Genomic DNA, 17,736 nt, shown 5'->3' on the forward strand with positions numbered 1-17,736 from the left:
GAGATCTACGTACGGTTGATGCCGGTGGGAGGTCACGGTGGGGGCGGCCGCGTCCGAGGCCGGGGCGGGGCCGCTCCACGATCGTGAGGCTGCGGCAGGTCGCCAGGCAAGGCGTCCTGGACGCGCTGTCGGCCTCGCGTCCGGGCTCGTCGGGCAAGTCGGCTCGTGATTTCGAGCTTGAGCAGGCCAGGGCTGAGATCGACCGCTTGACCCGTACGGTGACGGAGCAGGCGGCGGGGCTGGTGGTGCTGGAGAAAAAAAGGGGGCTCGGTCTGATGCCCGGCGCACCGGTCCCCGCCCGGGTGGATGCACCCGCCGGGCAGGGGCTTTTGGAATTGGTGTCAAGCCCCGGGTTTTGTGGAGGCTGTTTTATCTGGCGCCGGTGGTTGCCGGCTGGGGTTGGTTGGCTGGTGGTCTGCTCGCCGACGTCTGCGCGTCGGCGGTGTCGGTGGTGTCTGGTGGTGGGGTGTATGCCTGCTCGTGCTCGATCGGGGCGTGCATGTCGATGGCGGAGTGAGGGCGGACTGTGCCCGACCAGTTGCACCCACTGGGCGGTGGCGAGCTCAACGTCCTCGATGCCCTCCCAGGGGCCGTGGGAGTCGAGGTAGTGCCGGTTTCGGATCAGCTCCGCCTTATAGAGCGAGTTGAGGGCCTCGGCCAGCGCATTGTCGTAGGAGTCGCCCTTGGAGCCCACCGTGGCCACAGCGTCGCAGTCCGAGCAGGGCCTGCCCGTAACGGATCGCCCGGTACAGCCGCGCCCCGGTCGGAGTGGTGGATCAGGCCGGTAAGGGCGGCTCCTTCGCGCCTACGCTGCCAGATACCCATCTTCAGGGCGCCCCTGGGCCAGGTCGGTGTACAAGCTCGTTGACGTCTGCCAGCCGACGATCCGCCGGGAGTAGACGTCGGCGAGCGAAGGCCACGTACACCCAGCCGGACAGGGTGCGTACGTAGGTGGGGGTACCTCCCACGTAGTGGGGGAATGTCCGCCACCCACAACTCGTTCGGCCTGAAAGCGCTGAAGTGCCTGTTGACCAGGTCCGCCGGGCACTGCTCCTTAGGAGCCGACCGGGTCGTCCTGGGCGACTTGGCGCGGCCGGTGGCCGTGCAGGCCCATGTCCCGCATCAGATGCTCCGCGGTGCAGCGGGCCACATGCCCCAGGCCGTGCCGGGCGGATTCCTCGGGACGGCCCCGCATCGCATGCATCTTCCTTGCGCCCAGTACGCAGTAGTTGTTCTCATGCACCCGCCCGATCTCGGCCTTCAGAGCCTGGCCGCGCACCGCCCTGGCACTGGGGGGACGGGACTTGCGGGCCCGGCAGGACGGGTAGGGGCGATCTTGACACCGGCGCTAGCCAGCGCCTGGCAGATCGGCACAGGCCCCAAGGTCCGCCTTGTTGCCCGTCGATGAATGAGACCGGTGACCTCTAGCGGCGCCTCACACTCCGCCCGGGCAAACATACGCGCTCGCCTTGCGCAGGATCCCCGTTAGCCCTGCGCAGCTCGCGTACTTCCTTCTCCAGCCCCCCGGATCCGCTCGGCATCGGATGTGGTGGTTCCCGGCCGGGCGCCCGCATCGACCTCGGCCCTCCTGTGTCCCAGGTGCGCAGCGCCTCGGGGCGGGGCACCCAGTTCATCGGCGATCCTCCAGGTTCGCCCCCTTAGACCTCTCGGGGTCCCTACGGGCCTCCACAGCCGTCCTGGTGGCCCGCTCCCGCAACTCCTCGGGATACTTCCTCTGAGCACTCATGACAGTGATCCTTCCGTGCGTTCACTGCCTCCATCAAACCCGGTGCAGTTCAAGGTCCTCCAGCGCGTGTGGGCGGCCAGCGGCGGGGGAGTTGCGGCAAATACTTGAAGGTGTCCATGCCGCTGTTGCTGGACCTGCTGGAGGGGCGCGGGCGAGCTCGTAGACGGTCAGGACCGATACAGCCACCAGGTGCGGCGTGAGCCGGGTGTCGATGAGCGCGGCGACCATTGACCGTTATCTCGCCCCTGCCAGGGCCAAGGACCAACTGCGTGGCAAGAGCGCCACGAAGGCCGGCCCGCTGCTGCGCAACACCCGTCAGGATCCGCAAGGCCGGCGGGCGAGGCCCGTGCAGCCGGCGGGGTTCTTCGAGGCCCGTTACCGTCGCTCACTGCGGCCTGGTGCACGCAGGGGCGAGTTCGCCCGCATCGGGAACATGACCAACCGTGTTCACCGGCCGGGGCCTTCACCCGACCCATCCGTGGGCGGCGCCGAGAAGCACACCCGGGGCAGCCCTGGAGGCGGCTGTGAATGCGATTCCGTTCCCCATCACGGGCGTGGACTACCGAATAACGGCAGCGAGTTCACCAACCACGGGGTGGTCAAGTGGGCAGCGGACCTGGACATCTTCTTCACCCGGGGTCGGCCGTACACGAAGAACGACCAGGCCACCATCGAGTCCAAGAACAACCACCTGGTACGCCGCTACGCCATCGCTGCTTCCGCTACCGGCACCGACGCCGAGCGGGAGGTGCTGAACCGGTTGTGGGTGCTGGTGGACGCGCAGGCCAACTTCCTGACTCCCACCAAGAAGCCCATCGGGTGGGGCACCGACAAGGCCGGCAAACGAAAGCGCCTATACGACGCTCCTCGTACCCCGCCCGGCCGGCTGCCCGGCACCGACGCCTCTGACCGACAAGCACAAGGCGGGAGCTGATCGTCTACCGCAACCAGCCCAGCCCGGCCGCCATCACCCGCCGCATCGGCGAGCTCCAGGACGTGCTCATAGCTCTGGCCAAGGACAAGACCGACCAGCACCTGCCTAGCTCAGTTCCCCAGCGTCCTACCCGACGTCCACAAGGGCATCCGCGTCAAGAAAGCCTCCTAGAGCCTCCCAGTTTCGCGGGCAGTCCTAAATGAGGCACCAACGAGTTTCGCGGGCACCTTGACATGAGGCACACCGGTGGTTCTCGTACACCGGTGGTTCTCGTAGGTGTTCGGGGGCAGGTTGTCGCAGTAGGAGTGCCTGCGGACGGTGTTGTAGCGAGTAAGCCACCGGAAGACCTGGCGGCGGCAGGTCAGCTCGTCGGGCCAGGCGCGTTCGTCCATGAGCACTTCCCGCTTGAACGCAGCGTTGAAGGACTCCGCCAGGGCGCTGGTTGGCACTGGTGCCCACCGCACCCATCGACTGGGTAACCCCCAGGTGTTTGCAGGCCTTGTGGAAGTCCTTGGAGGTGTAGACGCTGCCGTGATCGGAGTGGAAGATGGCCCCTTTAAGGCTCCCGCGGGTCCGCGCGGCCGCCCGTAGGGCGTCGACCACGAGGGATGTGCGCATGTGGTCGCGCACCGCCCAGCCGACCAGGCGCCTGCCGTACGCGGTCGATGACGGTGGCCAGGTACAGGTTGCTCCCGCCAGCCAGCGGCAGGTAAGTGATGTCGCCCACGTACTTGCGGTTGGGCGCATCCGCGGTGAAATCCCGCCCCATCAGATCGGGGTACTTCGACGCCGCCTGATACGGGACGGTGGTACGCACCCGCCTGCGCTTGCGGTACCCCGCAATGCCGCCGGCCCGCATCAGACGCGCCACCCGCCTTGCGGTTGATGCGTCTGTCGTCGCCCTTGTCGATCCCGTCGCCTGGTTCGGCGGCGGGTCCTGGGCGCGCCCATGGCCCGGTCACCAGCATTGATGGCCCGTATCCGCTCAGTCAGGGCGGCATCAGCCGCGGCCCGCTCGGCTCGTCTGGGACCGGCCTGTTTCCAGGCGTAAAAGGAGGAGCCGGCTACCCCCGAGCAACTCACAAAGCCGCTCCCGCCCCATAGGTGGCTGCATGGTCGACGACGAAACCGGGAAGGCGACCTCTACCGGATCGTCTCCCCCGCGAAACATGCTTGGCCGCCTGCCGGGAAGATCTCCCGCTCCCGGGTCAGCTTGGCCCGCTCCGCCCGCAATGCGGCGTTCTCCGCCACTCGGGCGGGCGACCCGCTCCTCCACCGACTCCCCAGCCGGCGCCAGTGCACCGTCAGCGCCGGCCTGAGCAGGTGGCGCCGTCCCGGTCTTGCTGTTGGGTTTGAGAGGGCTGGGCCGGTGCCCCGTCCGGACCGGTTTTCCGCCCGGTGCCCCAACGGTGCAACCAACCGCGCAGCGTCCCGCGGGAGACCCCCAGGTCCTGGGCGATACCACGCACGCATCGCCCCCGGGGTCGTCTCGTACAAGTCCACGCACCTGACGACGCAAGCTCCTCCGAGTAACTCTTCAACCCACAGGTCAGATCATCTCGCTCTCCCCAGCCACACAGGGCCGGAATCAGCGTGTCCAACAAACAGGGCCAAGGCCCGTCCAACCCTGGCCGGTGGCGTAGTCCACCAGCTCCAAAAGCCCCTGCCCGGCGGGTGCATCCACCCGGGCGGGGACCGGTGCGCCGGGCATCAGACCGAGCCCCCTTTTTTTCTCCAGCACCACCAGCCCCGCCGCCTGCTCCGTCACCGTACGGGTCAAGCGGTCGATCTCAGCCCTGGCCTGCTCAAGCTCGAAATCACGAGCCGACTTGCCCGACGAGCCCGGACGCGAGGCCGACAGCGCGTCCAGGACGCCTTGCCTGGCGACCTGCCGCAGCCTCACGATCGTGGAGCGGCCCCGCCCCGGCCTCGGACGCGGCCGCCCCCACCGTGACCTCCCACCGGCATCAACCGTACGTAGATCTCATACTTGGGCGAAGGCGACAAGAACACCTTGGCCCGGCGCCCCCCAACCCCTCGTCGTGCCAGCATCACTGCTCATCGCGCACCCTCCTCAAGGTGTCACGAAGACCCTACCCATGCGGTCTGATCCTCAGCCCAGAACCGGACACGAACGCTGAAGCAAATCAGGGCCGGGCTTATGTGGCCTCCCGGGCCGGGGCGGCTGCGCGCTCACGCCGCCATGGCAGGCGTGCGCGTATGAGCCATGATCCGCTGGTCGCCTATGTAACCGAGCGGCTGCGCCGGGGGTGGAGTCTCCTGGTGATCAGCGGCCGCCTGAGGCTGGATCACCCCGATGATGGGCGGATGCGGGCCTGTCCGGAGACCATCTACGCGTGGATATACGCCACGCGGGCGCGGGCGGCGGACTTGTCCGGCTACTTGGCCAGGGCTCACCGGCGTCGCCGCCGCGCCGGCGGGCGGAGGGCCTCGGGGGCCCCGATCCGTCTGCGCGTGGGTGTCAGCCACCGGCCCAGCACCGCCTGGGACCAGTCCCAGGCGGGTCACTGGGAGGCCGACAGTGTCATCTGCAAGCATGGGGTCATCCACACCCTGGTGGACCGGGCCACCCGGTTCATGCTCACCGCCCTGCTGCCGGACAAGACCGCCGCCGCCACTTCCGCCGCCCAGACCCGCCTGCTCGATGGCCTGCCCACCCATATGCGCAGGACGATCACCTACGACAATGGTAGTGAATTCGCCGCCCACCACACCCTGGTGGAATCCCACGGGGTACTGACCTACTTCGCCGACCCCCACACTGCTCCTGGCAGCGGGGCACCAACGAGAACCGCAACGGCGTGCTTCGCCGCTACCTGCCCAAAGGCACCGACATCACCGACTTAGAGGTCGCGGAACTGGCCGACATAACAGCCGAGATCAACAACCGCCCCCTACGGGTCCTGGGCTACCACACACCAGCCGAAGCCCACCAACAAGCCCTGACCCAACATACAATCAAAACCACCAACCCCAGGCGTTGCACTTCAACCTAGACAACGGGACCTTGGCGATCGGCTCCACAACCTGCTATCATGCTGATGATAAAGAGTCTTCGCTGAGGGACTGAGGTTACCCATGCCAGTCATCCGCCCGATCTCCGACCTGCGCAACAAGTTCACGGAGATCTCAGCAACTGTCCATGAGGACGACCGCCCGGTCTTCCTGACTCGCAACGGAGTGGGCGACATGGTGGTGATGAGCATCGAGCACTACGAGGCGCTCGCGCTTAACCGGGAGATCACCGAGGCGCTGGCCGCGGCGGAAGTCGAGATGGAGACGACCACCGAGCGGTTCACCACGGCCGACATCCGCGCCGACCTTGACGAGCTCCTGGCAGCCAGAGCGACCGAACAGTCGCAGAGCGCATAAACGACTCACATGTATCAAGTCGTCGTCCTGCAGTCAGTCCGTCAAACGATGGCCGCGATCAACGCGCAACTGATCAACGAGCTCAACGCGCCTGAAGCTGCTGACCGTCTGACCGAAGCAATTATTCGGACAGTCGACTCCCTGAGCACCATGCCCTATCGTCACCCGGCATACAGACCATCTCGTCCGCTCCGGCACGAGTACCGGTACACACGAGCCAGAACCATCTGGTGTTCTATCGCATCGATCAGGCCGAGCAGGTGGTCACGGTCACCCACATCGTGCACGGCAGCCAGGACCTTGACTCTTACCTCGACTGACGGTTCGTGGGTTTCGACGACGGTTCGTCACTTGGCACCAACGCTTCGGCACTTCCTGCGACGGTTCGTGGGGTAGACGCACGAACCGTCGCTGTGATGTCTCAGGACATCGGTGACAGTTCTGCCTCAGGACATCGGTGACACTTGGTGTATCAGGACATCGGTGACACTTGTGGTGGTTCGCGGGGGCCGGCACGGTTGGAGCGTGGGCTGGGGGTCGTGGTGGCGGCCGCTGTAACCCACGGCCGGGTCGGGCCGGGGACAGCCCGGGGGTCTCTCCGGCAAAGTCGACCAACCAGGGCCTCGTAAGTCGGGTCAGGGCCCGCTTTACGGCCGCAGCACGCCGGCCCGGTCAGGCTCCAGAAGCCACCAGCCGATGGCCCGCTGGTCGCAAGGATGCGGTCACCGCCCCGCGCGGGGCGTCATCAGGCCACCGGGCGATCGCCAGACGCACACGCGGATCAACACCACTACTGTTGGACTTCCTGACTGAGCTCATGCGCCCAAAAGCACACCAGAACTGTCACCCCCAACAACCCACGAACTGTCACCGATGTCCTGACACAGAACTGTCACCGATGTCCTGAGACATAACACGCACGAACCGTCGCCGTTCCTGACTGTGCTGTCTCCACACTTCTGGGACGGTTGAGTCTCATGACTTCTGGGACGGTTGAGTCTCATGGGTTTTGGGACGGTTGGGAGCGGGGTGAGCGGGGTGGCCTGCTGATGATTCTGTTGGGTGGTTTGGAAGCGTTGATGGTGGCCCGGCTGTGGGTCTGTGCCTGGGTGGGCTGGGGCCAGGGGATCGCGGCGAAGTGTGTTCCGGCCTGGTCGTAAAGGTCCAGACGGGTGGGGTACTGGCGGAACTCGATTCTCTGGCCGGCCATGAAGGAACCGACGTAGATGATCCGGCCCTTGTAGGTCACGGTCCCGTTGCTCAGGGCCTGTCTGCTGGTGATGGCCGGGTCGGTGCTGGCTGCCTGCGGCAGGCTCAGCGGCACCGGCCCGGATAGCGCGTCAAGGTTGATCGGGGAGGGGTTGGGCAGGGCCCGGGGGACCTGGTGCCACACGCGTATGGGGGTTATGGCTATCCCCAGCCCCTGGTGCTGGCGCTCGGTGTTGTAGTAGGCGGTGAAACACTCCAGGCCGGTGTTGAGGTCCTCCAGGGTGGTGTAGGGGTGCGCTTCCAGCCACAGCTGGAGGGGCTTATGGGAGCTTTCGACCTTGCCCTGGGTCTGTGGGTGACCGATGGCGCCGCTGATCGGACGGATCCCCAGCGACGCGAGCCACCTCTCTGTCCGCCCGAATCCGGTGGTGCGGTGAGTGTTGAAAGCCCTGCCGTTGTCGGTCAGGATGGCTGCGGGCCGCCCCCAGGAGTCGAAGGCCTCGGACAGGATTTGGCGGGTGGCCTCATGCGTCTCCCCGCCCCAGGCCGCCTTGAGCGCCACCAGCACCCTGGAGCAGTCATCGATGACCTGGTAGATGGTCACCACACGCCCCTGGATGCGCCACTCGATACCGTCCAGCTGCCACAGCTCGTTAGCACTGGTACGCGTGAACCGCTTGAAAGACACCCGCGGGCGCTTGCGTGGCGCCGGAACCACCAGCCCCATGGCCCGCATGCGCCTGGCAATAGTCGCCCGCGACGGGGCCGGGTTGGCCCCCGCCCCGGACAGCACCCACCACACCGACCACGCACCCGCATCCTTCCCGTCGGCAACCAGCTCCCGGCGTACCTGGGCGATACGCTCATCAACCCGCTCATCCCAACGGCGCGCCGGGTGCAGCGGCGCCCTGGAACGGGCGACCAGCGCCGCCCCCGGTCCCTCCTGCTTGGCCCGCTTACGGATCCGGTAGAACGAGGACTTCGAGACCCCCACCTGCCGGCAGAACTCCTCCACGCTCACACCCGCAACCCGCGAGTCAAACTCAATGATGCGCTGACGCTTGAACGGCGAAACTGCATAACCCATCCCCCAACCCAACCCCACCCACACCGCCCCAGAATCTCACTACTTCTGACACTCCCAGATGTCATGAGATCCAACAGTCCCAGAAGTCATGAGACAACACAGTCGCCGTTCCTGACGAATCGTCGTCGTAAGAGACGAACCGTCACCACGCGCCGGCCACCGCACGCACATTCGCGCCGATCACCCGCACCGCCGCAGCACGCGCACCCGCACCGCGGCCAGGCGGTCCAGCGGCAGCAGGTTCAGGCGCTCGTCGCCGTTGAGGTTGCGGCCACTCACCCACTCCCCCGCCTCGTAGCGGCCCTCGACGGCGTCGTCGATCTCCACGATCTCACCCGGGGCACCGGCCGCCTCCAGCATGAGGCCCTGGCCGATCACCAGCACCTCATCCTCTCCCAGGTCGATCAGCACGCCCATGGCGCGCGTGTCCGCCGGGGCGGGCATGAGCGCCTCCTCCAGGTTCTCCTGCTCGCCGCGGGCCTGCGTGCGCACCTGCACGCCGGCATCGAGGAAGATCTTGCTCAGCACGTCGGCGGCGCCGCGCACGGTCCAGGTCAGGCCGCCCAGCTCGACGACGGCGGTCTCCTCCGCCTCCAGCAGCACGGGCCGGATACGGCCCTCACGCTGCGCCGCCACGATCACACCCTCCGCCCCGGTGAGCAGGTGGTAGGCGGCGGCGAACTGTCCGTCGGGGCGCAGGTCGTCCACCCCGAAGACGTTGAAGCCGACCGCCCCCGAGCCGACGGCCCAGAAGACGTTGCCGACGGCCACCCGCGACTCGGGCACCAGCAGCGCATTGTCCTCCCGCACGTACCCGGACACGGCGCCCTTGACGTCGTCGACGTAGATGTCGGGGCCGAGCAGGGCCAGCGTCGGCGCCGCCGCCTTCCACACGTCCACGACGCCGGCCACGGGCCCACCGCTGGGATACTGGCCCGGCAGCTCCTGCCCCGGCTGGGGGCCCAACCAGGCGTTGGCGTAGTAGGCGACGTCCAGGTGCTCGGCCGCGGCGGCGGCCAGCGCCTCGCAGTAGGAGGCGAAGCCCCAGGCCATGAAGACCTCGTCGGCGCCCGGGCCGTCCCCGAACACCTGGGGCCAGTTGCCCGCGGCGGGTGAGCCCTGCTCGCGCCACAGCCGCGAGGCGGTGCCGGTGGCCTCGGGGTGCGCGGCGAGCCAGTCCAGCAGCGCCGTCGGCACCGGGGCGGACCAGGCGGCCTCGGCGACGGCCGCGTGATCGCGGGAGGCGCCCAGCAGCCCGGTCTCGTTCTCCACCTGCACCATGACCACGGTGCCGTCGGCGTCCACTTCGGCGATATGGCGGGCCAGGGCTGTGAAGGCGCGCCGGTCGGCCTCCAGCAAAGCGGGAGAGAACACCGACAGCACGGGGGTGCCGGGTCGGGTGAAGGCACCGGTGGCGCCGTCGGCGCCGGCCTCCGCGCGCGGGAAACGCCCGGTGTCGGCACGCACCCAGCGGGGCGCGTAGGTGGAGGCGGCGTTCTTGAAGACGCCGAACCACAGCAGGGTAAGCGCCAGGCCACGCTCGCGCGCCAGGTCGATCAGCGCATCCACGCCCGTGAAGTCGAAGGTGCCCTCGCGGGGCTCCACCAGGTGCCAGCTGGCGGTGGCGGTGACGGCGTTGCCGCCGAGCTCGACCACCCGGTCGAAGGCGACGCGGGCGAGCTCGATGTCGGAGCTGGTGGAGTTGTGCAGTTGCCCGCCCAGCAGCAGCCGGGGGCGTCCCCCGACCACCAGATGGCGGCTGTCGATACGGTTCATGGGAAAGTCTCCTTCGGCTTTCGGAATGGTCGGGGCTGTGGGCGGTTGCGGAATCTGGCGTCCGACGCCGGCGGCCCGGTGGCGAGGAGCCAACCGGGCCGCCGTCGTCGGGATGCGCCTGGGCCGGCTCAGACGGTGACCGTGCGCTTCATCTCGCCGGAGAAGGGCACGGGGATATAGGCCACGCGCGCCGAGACCCGCAGCAGTACCTCGTGCTCACCGGGGGCGAGCCCGCCCTCGTGCAGCACGCGCACGGTGGCCTCGTCGGCGTACTCCCAGCGGAAGAAGGTGACCGTCTCCATCTCCCCCAGGGTGAACCAGTGCTTGCCGTCGTCGGCGGTGAAGCGGATGTCCTCGCGGGGCACGACCTCACCGTCCACCTCGACCTCGACGTCGTGCACCATCGACAGCGGAATGCCGCGGTAGTAGGGAATGCGGGTGCGCATCTGGAAGCCGATGCTCTTGCCGTCCTCCTCGACATTGGCCAGGGAGTTCTCGGTAAAGATGTATCCGTCGAACATGGGTGCTGCTCACTTTCCGTCGTTCTGGGCGGCGTCGGCGCCGCCGTTCTTGCCGTCGCTTAAGTGCCGTTCCATGAGCTCCTGGTGACGGCGCACCTGCTCGAGGTCGGTGATGGGCTCGCCCGGCAGTACGAAGCGCTGCCCCTCGTACTCACTGCACACGTAGCCGTCGAAGCCCAGCTGGTTGAGCCGGGTGAAGATGCGGCCGTAGTCGATGGAGTACTCCTCGCCCTCATCGGTGACCTCCCAGAACTTGCCGTGGAAGGACTTGATGTAGGGCAGGTACTCGTCCAGGGTGTCCAGAGAGGTGTTCTCATACCCGGTGGACATCATGGCGTAGAAACGGTCCTGGAAGGTGTGGAAGTGCCGGGTAAGCTCCTCCGGGAACTCGTAGTCGTCGGGGTTGTCCGGGTTGCGGGGGAAGAACTGGCGCGGGTCGATGCCGCGGGCGAAGATGTCGTCGATGTACTTGATGACGTCCTCGTTGACCCCGAGAGTCTCGCGGAAGTAGTTCGTGGACACCCGCGGGTGCCGCTGGCAGTAGATGCCGAAGTCGACCACGAGTCCGACGTGCGGGTTGTCGACCTCCTTCATCTCCTTGATCCAGGCCTCCGTCATGGGGTGATCGAAGCTCATACCGGCGTGCACCTCGACCGCCATGGTGATGCCCAGCTTCTCCGCCAGCGGCAGAGTCGGGCGGATCACGGCCGGGTCCGTCTGGGAGACGATGCGCACCAGTGGGAAGCCCAGCCGGTGAGTCAGGCGCAGGTCCGCACTGAGCAGTTCGACCTGCTCCTCAAGCGTCAGCCAGCGGTTCTTGTACAGCGAGGAATTGATGAAGATGTCATTGGAGACTCGCTCGAGCGGGTGCCGCTCCATAATCGCGTCCCACTCGGCGAGGGTCTCCTCGCTGGCACGCGCGGCGCCGCGGATCATCTCGTCGGAGAGGATCTCGATGCCCTGTGTGCCCATTTCCTCGACGGCGGCGATGGTGCCCTCAAGCCCGAGGCCGCCGCGTCCATAGGCGTCCTGCAGCGAGTACAGGGAGACGCCCTTCTTGATAGTCATGTATCCGTCCTCTCTCCGTCCTTGGAGGGTTCCTGGAGGGTGCTGAGTTCCAGTGCGGCCGGCAGGCGCCACGGGCGGGATTGCCCGCGGGTGATAGCCGCAGCTGTCTCGGGATGCCCCGGTTGCACCGAGGTTATGGCGCGGCGGTTGGGGGCGGCCAGGCACCCGGACACCGCTTCTGCACGATCACGGCATTAGCGGTTCTTCGGGTTTGAGGGTGTGGTGGTTCGGGTGTGTGGGGTCGTTGTCGGTCCGGCCGGATCATTGTGGCTTCCGGGTCACGTCGTCGCGGGTTAACCCACGTCCTCGATGAGTCCCCACCGACCCGCCCGGGCAAACAGCAACGCGCAGCACTGATACCGTCCTCGTCGGCCCGACGACGTTCTCGTCAGCCTGACGACATTGTCGTCGGTCCGAACACGACCCTGTGAAGTCGAAGACGTCCTCGTCGGCCCGACGACGACCTTGCGAGCCCGAAGACGTCCTCGTGAGCCTCAGAACGACCCGTCCCGGCCGGGCGAACACGTCCTCTTCAACCCGAAGACGACCCCGACCGGCCGAGTACGACCTCCTGCGCCCGAACACGACCCTCGCAGCGTAGCCCCGCGCCGAACCATCACGGGATACCGGCACGAGCGTGGCGCCTCGGTCCGGCGTGTCGCGGGGAGGCCCGCCGGTTCGCACCGGGACCCCCGCACTCGGACCGGTTTCTTCAGTTGGTCCGTCTGAGAGTGCGTCTGAGGCGGTCCATCCGCAGGCGGGCGGTCCAAGTGGATGCGGGCAGTCCAATCCCTGGACGAAGGGGGCGCCGACGAGCGCCTGGGAGCACGCCTTGCCTACGCCAAGCAGGCAGGGGTGGGGATCTCCGAACACTCCTTGCGAAGATCCCAGCGCCGCCTACGCCAAGCAGGCAGGGGTGGGGAACATGTCGGCGCCGGGGCCCCCGGCGGCGTGCGAGGGCGACGCTGCACGACCCTCGTGTGTGTTGCACGACCCCGGGGTGGTCGTGCAACACACACCAAGGTCGTGGAACGCGGCCCGAGGTCGTGCAAGTACATAGGGGCGGGGTGAACATCACCACCACCCCGACACACGCACCCGCGACAACCCCACCACCACACCCTCAAACCGGAAGAGCCGCATTAGCTTCGCCGATGTCGTCCGGCCCGCGGTCTCTCAGCCTGAATTAGGCTGAGGGCACGTCGACGCCCATCCCCGTGCGGCGCCGCGGTCATTCACACCGGGAGGCAGCCGTGTCCAGTCCCATCGCCGCAATTGACACCGATGTGCTCCTGACCGTCAACCTCATCCGCACGGGCCGTGCGATTACCCGGCAGCAGCTGGCGCGTATGACTGGAATGAGCCGCAACACGATCTCCTCGCTGATAAACACGGCGATCGACGCCGGGCTCATCGCCCCGGACGGCTCGGCGCCCTCGACCGGGGGTCGAGCGCCCGCCACGTGGAGATTCCGTCAGGAGGCCGGGCTCGTGCTCGCGGTGGGCGTGCACACGTCGACGCTGCGCCTCGCCGTCACAGACCTCGCCGGGCAGCCGGTGGAGCGACGCACCCTGGACTGGCCCATAACCCGCGGCCCGGAAGCGACCCTGACCCGGGCCGCCGAAGAGCTGCAGGACATGACGCGCCGCCACGAGCCACCGGTTTGGGCGGCCGGAGTCTCACTCCCCGGCCCGATCAACCAGGAGACCGGACGCCCGTCGAGCCCGCCGATCATGCCCGGCTGGGACGACTTCGACGTCGTCGGCACCCTCGAGCCCGCCCTGGGCGTGCCGGTCGCCACGGGAAACGACGTCAACATCATGCTGCTGGGCTACGCCTCCACCCTGCCCGACCAGGGCAGGCGAGAGTCGGCAAACATCCTCTACCTGCAAGTCGGCACCGGAATCGGCGTCGGAATCATGTCCAACGGACACCTGCACCTGGGTGCTGCAGGCGCCGCCGGCGACATCGGGCACGTGCAGGTCTCCGGAACTGACTCGGTGATCTGCCGCTGTGGCCGTACCGGATGCCTGGAGGCCGTGGCTGGCGGGTGGGCGCTGCTGCGTGACGCCCACCGAGCTGCGGTGGAGGGGTTGAGCCCGCACCTGAAGGAGTGTCTGGATCGGCGTGGCGAGCTGACCGTCGAGGACATCGTCACCGGCGTGAACGCCGGCGATACCGAATGCGTCACCCTGATGGTGCGCTCCGCGACCGCCGTCGGCGATGCCCTGGCCATGGTGGTCAGCTTCTTCAACCCCGGACGGGTGGTACTGGCCGGGCCGATGCCGCAGGGGTGCCCCATGTTCCTGGACGTCATCCGGCGCATCGTGTACGAGCGCGCACTGTCCTTGGCCACCACCGACCTGGAGATCCTGCCCGCGGGCAGCGGACTCGACGACGAGCTGCGCGGCTGTGCCCTGCTCGCCGTCAACTCGGTCTTCACCGCCGCCACCGCCTGACCCCGTTCCCGCCCCTCTCTCCCCGAGGTCGGTTGAAGTTACGTGCCGAGGTCGGTAGTAATGTCGCAGCCGCACCGCCGGCAGCCGCTGCCCCTGCACGAAGGAGTTCCCATGATCCGCATCATCGCCACGTTCACGGTCCGGCCCGACGCCGTCGGGGAGTTCACGGCCAAGGCGCACGAGCTGGTGGAGGCCTCGCGCGCGGAGCCCGGCAATATCTCCTACGAGTTGCTGCGCGCCCGCGACGACGCCACGACCCTCACCTTCCTGGAGGCATGGGCCGACGACGCCGCCATTGAGACGCACAACGCCTCGGCGCACTTCACAACGATCATTCCCCAGCTGATCGCCCTGTCCACCGGCGATCCGACGATCGTCCAATACGAGCCGGCCTGATTTCGATCGCCCCAGGAAATGCGGCTCTTCCGGCTTGAGGGCGCGATGGTTCCGGCTGCCTCATTCTCCGTTGATCAGTGCCTGGAGCATCTGCTGGTGGCGGGTCAGCTGCTCGACGTCGGGAATCGGGTCCCCGGGGATGATGAAGCGCTGCCCCTCGTACTCACTGCACAGGTAGCCGTCGTAGTCGAGCTGCTTCAGGCGAGCGACGACGGCCGGGTAGTCTATGGAGGCCTCCTGGTAGCCGCCGACGCCGTCGGGAACCATTTCCCAGAACTTGGCGTGGAAGGACTTGATCCACGGCAGGTACTCGTCCAAGGTGTCTAGGGACGTGTTCTCGTAACCGGAGGCGTTGGTCGCGTACACCTCATCCACAGGCGACTTGAACAGGCGTGTCAGCTCCTCGGGGAACTCGTAGGCGTCCCGGTTCTCCTCCCCGGTGGCACGGGGGAAGGCTCGGCGACCGTCGGATCCGGAGGCGTAGATGTCGGCGATGTACTCAACCACATCTTCGTTGAGCCCTTGTGCACGGAAGTAGTTCGTAGCGATTTCGGGGTAGCGGTGGCAGTAGATGCCGAAGTCGACCACGAGTCCGACGTGTGGGTTGTCCAGATCCCGCATCTGCTCGATCCAGGCGGCGGTGAGGGGGTGGTCGAAGCTCATGCCTGCGTGCACCTCAACCGCCATGGTGATGCCCAGCTTCTCCGCCAGCGGGTCTTGCACCGCCCCGTTGGACCGCCCACGCCCCGTTGGACCGCCCACGCCCCGTTGGACCGCCCACGCCCCGTTGGACCGCTGTAACCGGCGGCTACGGCGGTCCAACGGGGGAACAGGGGTCCAACGGGGGAACAGGGGTCCAACGGGGGAACAGGGGTCCAACGGGGGAACAGGGGTCCAACTGGCGGGTCAGCAGCCGGGCCAGCATGCCGCCTTCGGCGTCGGCCTGGGCGAACAGTGCGGCCTCAATGCGCTTCCACACCCCAGCGGTCTGCCAGACCCCGGTACAGGGCATAGGCCCTCCACCACGGCCCGTAGCGGGAGGGCATGTCGCGCCAGGGCGCCACGACCCTGGTTCTCCACCGTGCGGCGTTGATCATGTCCCGCAGCGGATACACCCGGGGCCTGCCACGAGCAGGCGGGGCGAGCAGCAGGGGCTCGAGCAGCCCCCACCGGGCATCGGTCAGATCATGACGGGCACAGGTGTCTATACGCAACAGCCGAGGCCTTTGGTGGTGTCACGGTGTGGTCTCGCACCACCCGTGACACCCCGAAGGCCTCACCTTGTTCCGCACACCACGCCAACCACCCCACCCACTTACGCAACACGCCCGAGGCCACCCCGGCCGTAGGCGTCCTGGAGCGCGTACAGCGTCACTCCACGTTTGAGAGTCATGTTTCCGTCCTTTCTTCTGCATGTGGGAAGTAAGGCGGTCGGGGCCGGGCGCGCGGAACTGCGAGCGCGGACGACCGCACAGTTCCGGGGGAATAGCCCTTTCAACCCCGGTACCCGGGAGTCTGCGTCGGCTCCCGGCCAGCCCGGTCATCTCCGGTCCAGAGCGGACGTGCCCCTACGCCGTCGACGCCGAACGCCCACGACGCTACGGTCCGCGCCGCTTCCGGGCCAGGCACCGGAGACGGGCTTTCGCACGATCAGCAAGAAAGTGAGAGCGGCAGTCGCAAGAGTTACGACGGCACCGCCCCATAGCGAATCAGCGGCCGGAAGTGTCCATCCGTGACCACTGCCTCCGAGATACCTTGACCGGCCGGTTCGCGCAAACGGCCATTCGATCAGGGACGCAGCGCATCCAGCGGGAAGGTCAGCGTGCCGTCAGGCAACGTGGCCGTGAATCCGGTTCCGGTGATGACGGCCCGGAACGCTGGCGGCGGTGCGTCGATCTGCGCCACCGCCTGCGAAAGCCGCGCTGCCCCGGCGGAAACCTGACCTCCCCCGAGCTTGACCTCCACCGCGGCCCACGAACCGTCCGGCATGGTAATCACGGCATCGATCTCATGCCCGTTCGAGTCACGGTAGCGATGCACGCGGCCGCCCACCGCCTCGGCGTAAACGAGTAGATCGTGGACAACGGCGGACTCGAACAGGAAGCCGAGCGTCTCAAGGTCGCGCGTCAGGCGCGCAGCGTCGGCCCCCAGGGCGGCAGCGGCCAAGGCCGGATCGGCGAGGTGGTAGGCATTGCTTCGGCGCAGCTTCGCCTTCGAGCGCAGCGCAGTCGCCCACGGCGTCACGGCCTCAACCACAAACACACGTTGCAGCAACTCGAGCAGTTTCGCGACGGTGGCCTCAGACGGCGCCGGGAGCACGCGGGCGATATCTCGGCGCAGCGTTGCCTGCGAGACCTCGCTAGCCGTGGATCGTGCTAACGCCACCAGCATCTGTTCTACGAGGACGGGCTCAGAGCGCAGCGTGGCGAGTCTCCCGAGGTCCGTGGTAGCGGTGTCCTGAAGGTAGCCGTTCAACGCACGGGTACGCACCTGCGCGTCGGCTGTGCGCAAGGCCGGGAAGCCCGGAGTAAGCACATTGTTGACTACATCGGCGAGCGGGGTGGTGCGCATTGATGGTGTCGGCTGCGAGCCGGAAAAGAGGTCTTGCAGCCCGATACCCGGCGTTGTCAGTTCACCGGCCTTCTCCGCCCAGGTCATGGTGCGCTGACGGATGCGGATGAATCGGCTCGCTCCGGTGTGCCTCACCGAGTCGGCGGTAGGCACGGCCGAACCGGTGAGGATGAAACGCCCAGGTTGATTCGAGAAGTCGACTGCCCGGCGAGCAAGGTTCCAGACCTGCGGGACGGTCTGCCACTCATCGAGCAGCCGTGGCGTCTCGCCCTCGAGCAATATGCGCGGGTCGACGTCGGCGGCGGCCTGCGCCTCGGGGGTGTCGAGCAGAACGTACGATCCGGCGTGATGTAGGCCGGTCATGGTCTTTCCGCATCCCCGCGGCCCCTCCAACACGATGGCACCGACGGACTCGAGGGTTTTGCTGACCGCCGCATCCACGGCGCGCGGGAGGTAGGCAATACCCACTTCCTGTGCCGTATCCATGCCCACAGCATAGCTGAAGGTAGGGATTTGCAGGAGCTGAAGGTAGGGATTTGCAGGAGCCGAAGGTAGGGATTTGCAGGACCCCTTCC

The 17,736-nt window shown here is 67.3% G+C and carries 13 protein-coding genes and 3 pseudogenes; 5 read left to right on the forward strand and 11 right to left on the reverse strand.

The window, feature by feature from the left end; all coding sequences use genetic code 11:
* Nucleotides 1-369: 369 nt before the first annotated feature.
* Together C3B71_RS16730 and C3B71_RS16995 are read right to left on the reverse strand one after the other, a co-directional pair.
* Nucleotides 370-501 carry a hypothetical protein gene (locus C3B71_RS16730; protein WP_267896293.1) on the reverse strand — a complete coding sequence of 44 codons (132 nt, stop codon included), beginning with the start codon at nucleotides 499-501 and terminating at the stop codon, nucleotides 370-372.
* Nucleotides 502-514: 13 nt separating this feature from the next.
* A pseudogene (locus C3B71_RS16995) lies at nucleotides 515-1,747 on the reverse strand (IS3 family transposase); the annotation flags it as partial.
* 595 nt (nucleotides 1,748-2,342) lie between these two features.
* Here C3B71_RS16995 and C3B71_RS16205 point away from each other — a divergent pair.
* Nucleotides 2,343-2,681, forward strand: coding sequence for a hypothetical protein (locus C3B71_RS16205; RefSeq protein WP_181574808.1), 339 nt, complete (start codon nucleotides 2,343-2,345; stop codon nucleotides 2,679-2,681).
* Between the two features lie 260 nt (nucleotides 2,682-2,941).
* Here the strand turns inward: C3B71_RS16205 and C3B71_RS16590 are convergent.
* Nucleotides 2,942-4,222 (reverse strand): annotated as a pseudogene (locus C3B71_RS16590) (IS3 family transposase); the annotation flags it as partial.
* A gap of 47 nt (nucleotides 4,223-4,269) precedes the next feature.
* Complete coding sequence (locus C3B71_RS13435; RefSeq protein ID WP_234415929.1) at nucleotides 4,270-4,584, reverse strand: hypothetical protein; 315 nt, start codon at nucleotides 4,582-4,584, stop codon at nucleotides 4,270-4,272.
* Between the two features lie 248 nt (nucleotides 4,585-4,832).
* On the opposite strand from C3B71_RS13435, the pseudogene C3B71_RS13440 reads away from it, so the two are divergent.
* A pseudogene (locus C3B71_RS13440) lies at nucleotides 4,833-5,698 on the forward strand (IS30 family transposase); the annotation flags it as partial.
* A gap of 82 nt (nucleotides 5,699-5,780) precedes the next feature.
* Nucleotides 5,781-6,074 (forward strand): type II toxin-antitoxin system Phd/YefM family antitoxin, encoded by a 294-nt coding sequence (locus C3B71_RS13445; protein ID WP_108968742.1) that lies wholly within the window; start codon nucleotides 5,781-5,783, stop codon nucleotides 6,072-6,074.
* Between the two features lie 1,000 nt (nucleotides 6,075-7,074).
* Here the strand turns inward: C3B71_RS13445 and C3B71_RS13455 are convergent.
* The 4 genes from C3B71_RS13455 to C3B71_RS13470 form a co-directional block, all read right to left on the reverse strand.
* Nucleotides 7,075-8,370, reverse strand: coding sequence for a DDE-type integrase/transposase/recombinase (locus C3B71_RS13455; RefSeq protein ID WP_108966214.1), 1,296 nt, complete (start codon nucleotides 8,368-8,370; stop codon nucleotides 7,075-7,077).
* A 180-nt stretch (nucleotides 8,371-8,550) separates the two neighbouring features.
* A complete protein-coding gene (locus C3B71_RS13460; protein WP_108968746.1) occupies nucleotides 8,551-10,146 on the reverse strand; it encodes a DUF5597 domain-containing protein in 1,596 nt (531 codons plus the stop codon).
* Nucleotides 10,147-10,274: 128 nt separating this feature from the next.
* The gene (locus C3B71_RS13465) at nucleotides 10,275-10,667 is read right to left on the reverse strand and encodes a C-glycoside deglycosidase beta subunit domain-containing protein (RefSeq protein WP_108968749.1); all 393 of its coding nucleotides are present in this window, start codon (nucleotides 10,665-10,667) and stop codon (nucleotides 10,275-10,277) included.
* A 9-nt stretch (nucleotides 10,668-10,676) separates the two neighbouring features.
* Nucleotides 10,677-11,735: a sugar phosphate isomerase/epimerase family protein gene (locus C3B71_RS13470; RefSeq protein ID WP_108968751.1), complete on the reverse strand. Its 1,059-nt coding sequence runs from the start codon at nucleotides 11,733-11,735 to the stop codon at nucleotides 10,677-10,679.
* Nucleotides 11,736-12,988: 1,253 nt separating this feature from the next.
* Here C3B71_RS13470 and C3B71_RS13475 point away from each other — a divergent pair.
* Together C3B71_RS13475 and C3B71_RS13480 are read left to right on the forward strand one after the other, a co-directional pair.
* Nucleotides 12,989-14,194: an ROK family transcriptional regulator gene (locus C3B71_RS13475; protein WP_073328902.1), complete on the forward strand. Its 1,206-nt coding sequence runs from the start codon at nucleotides 12,989-12,991 to the stop codon at nucleotides 14,192-14,194.
* Nucleotides 14,195-14,305: 111 nt separating this feature from the next.
* The gene (locus tag C3B71_RS13480; protein WP_108968753.1) at nucleotides 14,306-14,590 is read left to right on the forward strand and encodes a putative quinol monooxygenase; all 285 of its coding nucleotides are present in this window, start codon (nucleotides 14,306-14,308) and stop codon (nucleotides 14,588-14,590) included.
* Nucleotides 14,591-14,650: 60 nt separating this feature from the next.
* On the opposite strand, the gene C3B71_RS13485 is transcribed toward C3B71_RS13480, so the two are convergent.
* The 3 genes from C3B71_RS13485 to C3B71_RS13495 form a co-directional block, all read right to left on the reverse strand.
* A complete protein-coding gene (locus C3B71_RS13485) occupies nucleotides 14,651-15,313 on the reverse strand; it encodes a hypothetical protein (RefSeq protein ID WP_108968755.1) in 663 nt (220 codons plus the stop codon).
* A gap of 239 nt (nucleotides 15,314-15,552) precedes the next feature.
* On the reverse strand, nucleotides 15,553-15,804 hold the full coding sequence (locus C3B71_RS17000; RefSeq protein ID WP_159097713.1) for a transposase: 252 nt from the start codon (nucleotides 15,802-15,804) through the stop codon (nucleotides 15,553-15,555).
* A 574-nt stretch (nucleotides 15,805-16,378) separates the two neighbouring features.
* Nucleotides 16,379-17,647 carry an ATP-binding protein gene (locus tag C3B71_RS13495; RefSeq protein ID WP_108968759.1) on the reverse strand — a complete coding sequence of 423 codons (1,269 nt, stop codon included), beginning with the start codon at nucleotides 17,645-17,647 and terminating at the stop codon, nucleotides 16,379-16,381.
* Nucleotides 17,648-17,736 lie beyond the last annotated feature (89 nt).

The sequence above is a fragment of the Actinomyces sp. Z16 genome (assembly GCF_003111765.1).
Lineage (GTDB): Bacteria > Actinomycetota > Actinomycetes > Actinomycetales > Actinomycetaceae > Actinomyces > Actinomyces glycerinitolerans.

Coding starts and splice junctions, on each gene's coding strand:
- C3B71_RS13465 (WP_108968749.1), bottom strand. CDS start 10,667: ATGTTCGACGGATACATCTTTACCGAGAACTCCCTGGCCAATGTCGAG.
- C3B71_RS13460 (WP_108968746.1), bottom strand. CDS start 10,146: ATGAACCGTATCGACAGCCGCCATCTGGTGGTCGGGGGACGCCCCCGG.
- C3B71_RS13445 (WP_108968742.1), top strand. CDS start 5,781: ATGCCAGTCATCCGCCCGATCTCCGACCTGCGCAACAAGTTCACGGAG.
- C3B71_RS16730 (WP_267896293.1), bottom strand. CDS start 501: ATGCACGCCCCGATCGAGCACGAGCAGGCATACACCCCACCACCAGAC.
- C3B71_RS13480 (WP_108968753.1), top strand. CDS start 14,306: ATGATCCGCATCATCGCCACGTTCACGGTCCGGCCCGACGCCGTCGGG.
- C3B71_RS13470 (WP_108968751.1), bottom strand. CDS start 11,735: ATGACTATCAAGAAGGGCGTCTCCCTGTACTCGCTGCAGGACGCCTAT.
- C3B71_RS13455 (WP_108966214.1), bottom strand. CDS start 8,370: ATGGGTTATGCAGTTTCGCCGTTCAAGCGTCAGCGCATCATTGAGTTT.
- C3B71_RS13495 (WP_108968759.1), bottom strand. CDS start 17,647: ATGGATACGGCACAGGAAGTGGGTATTGCCTACCTCCCGCGCGCCGTG.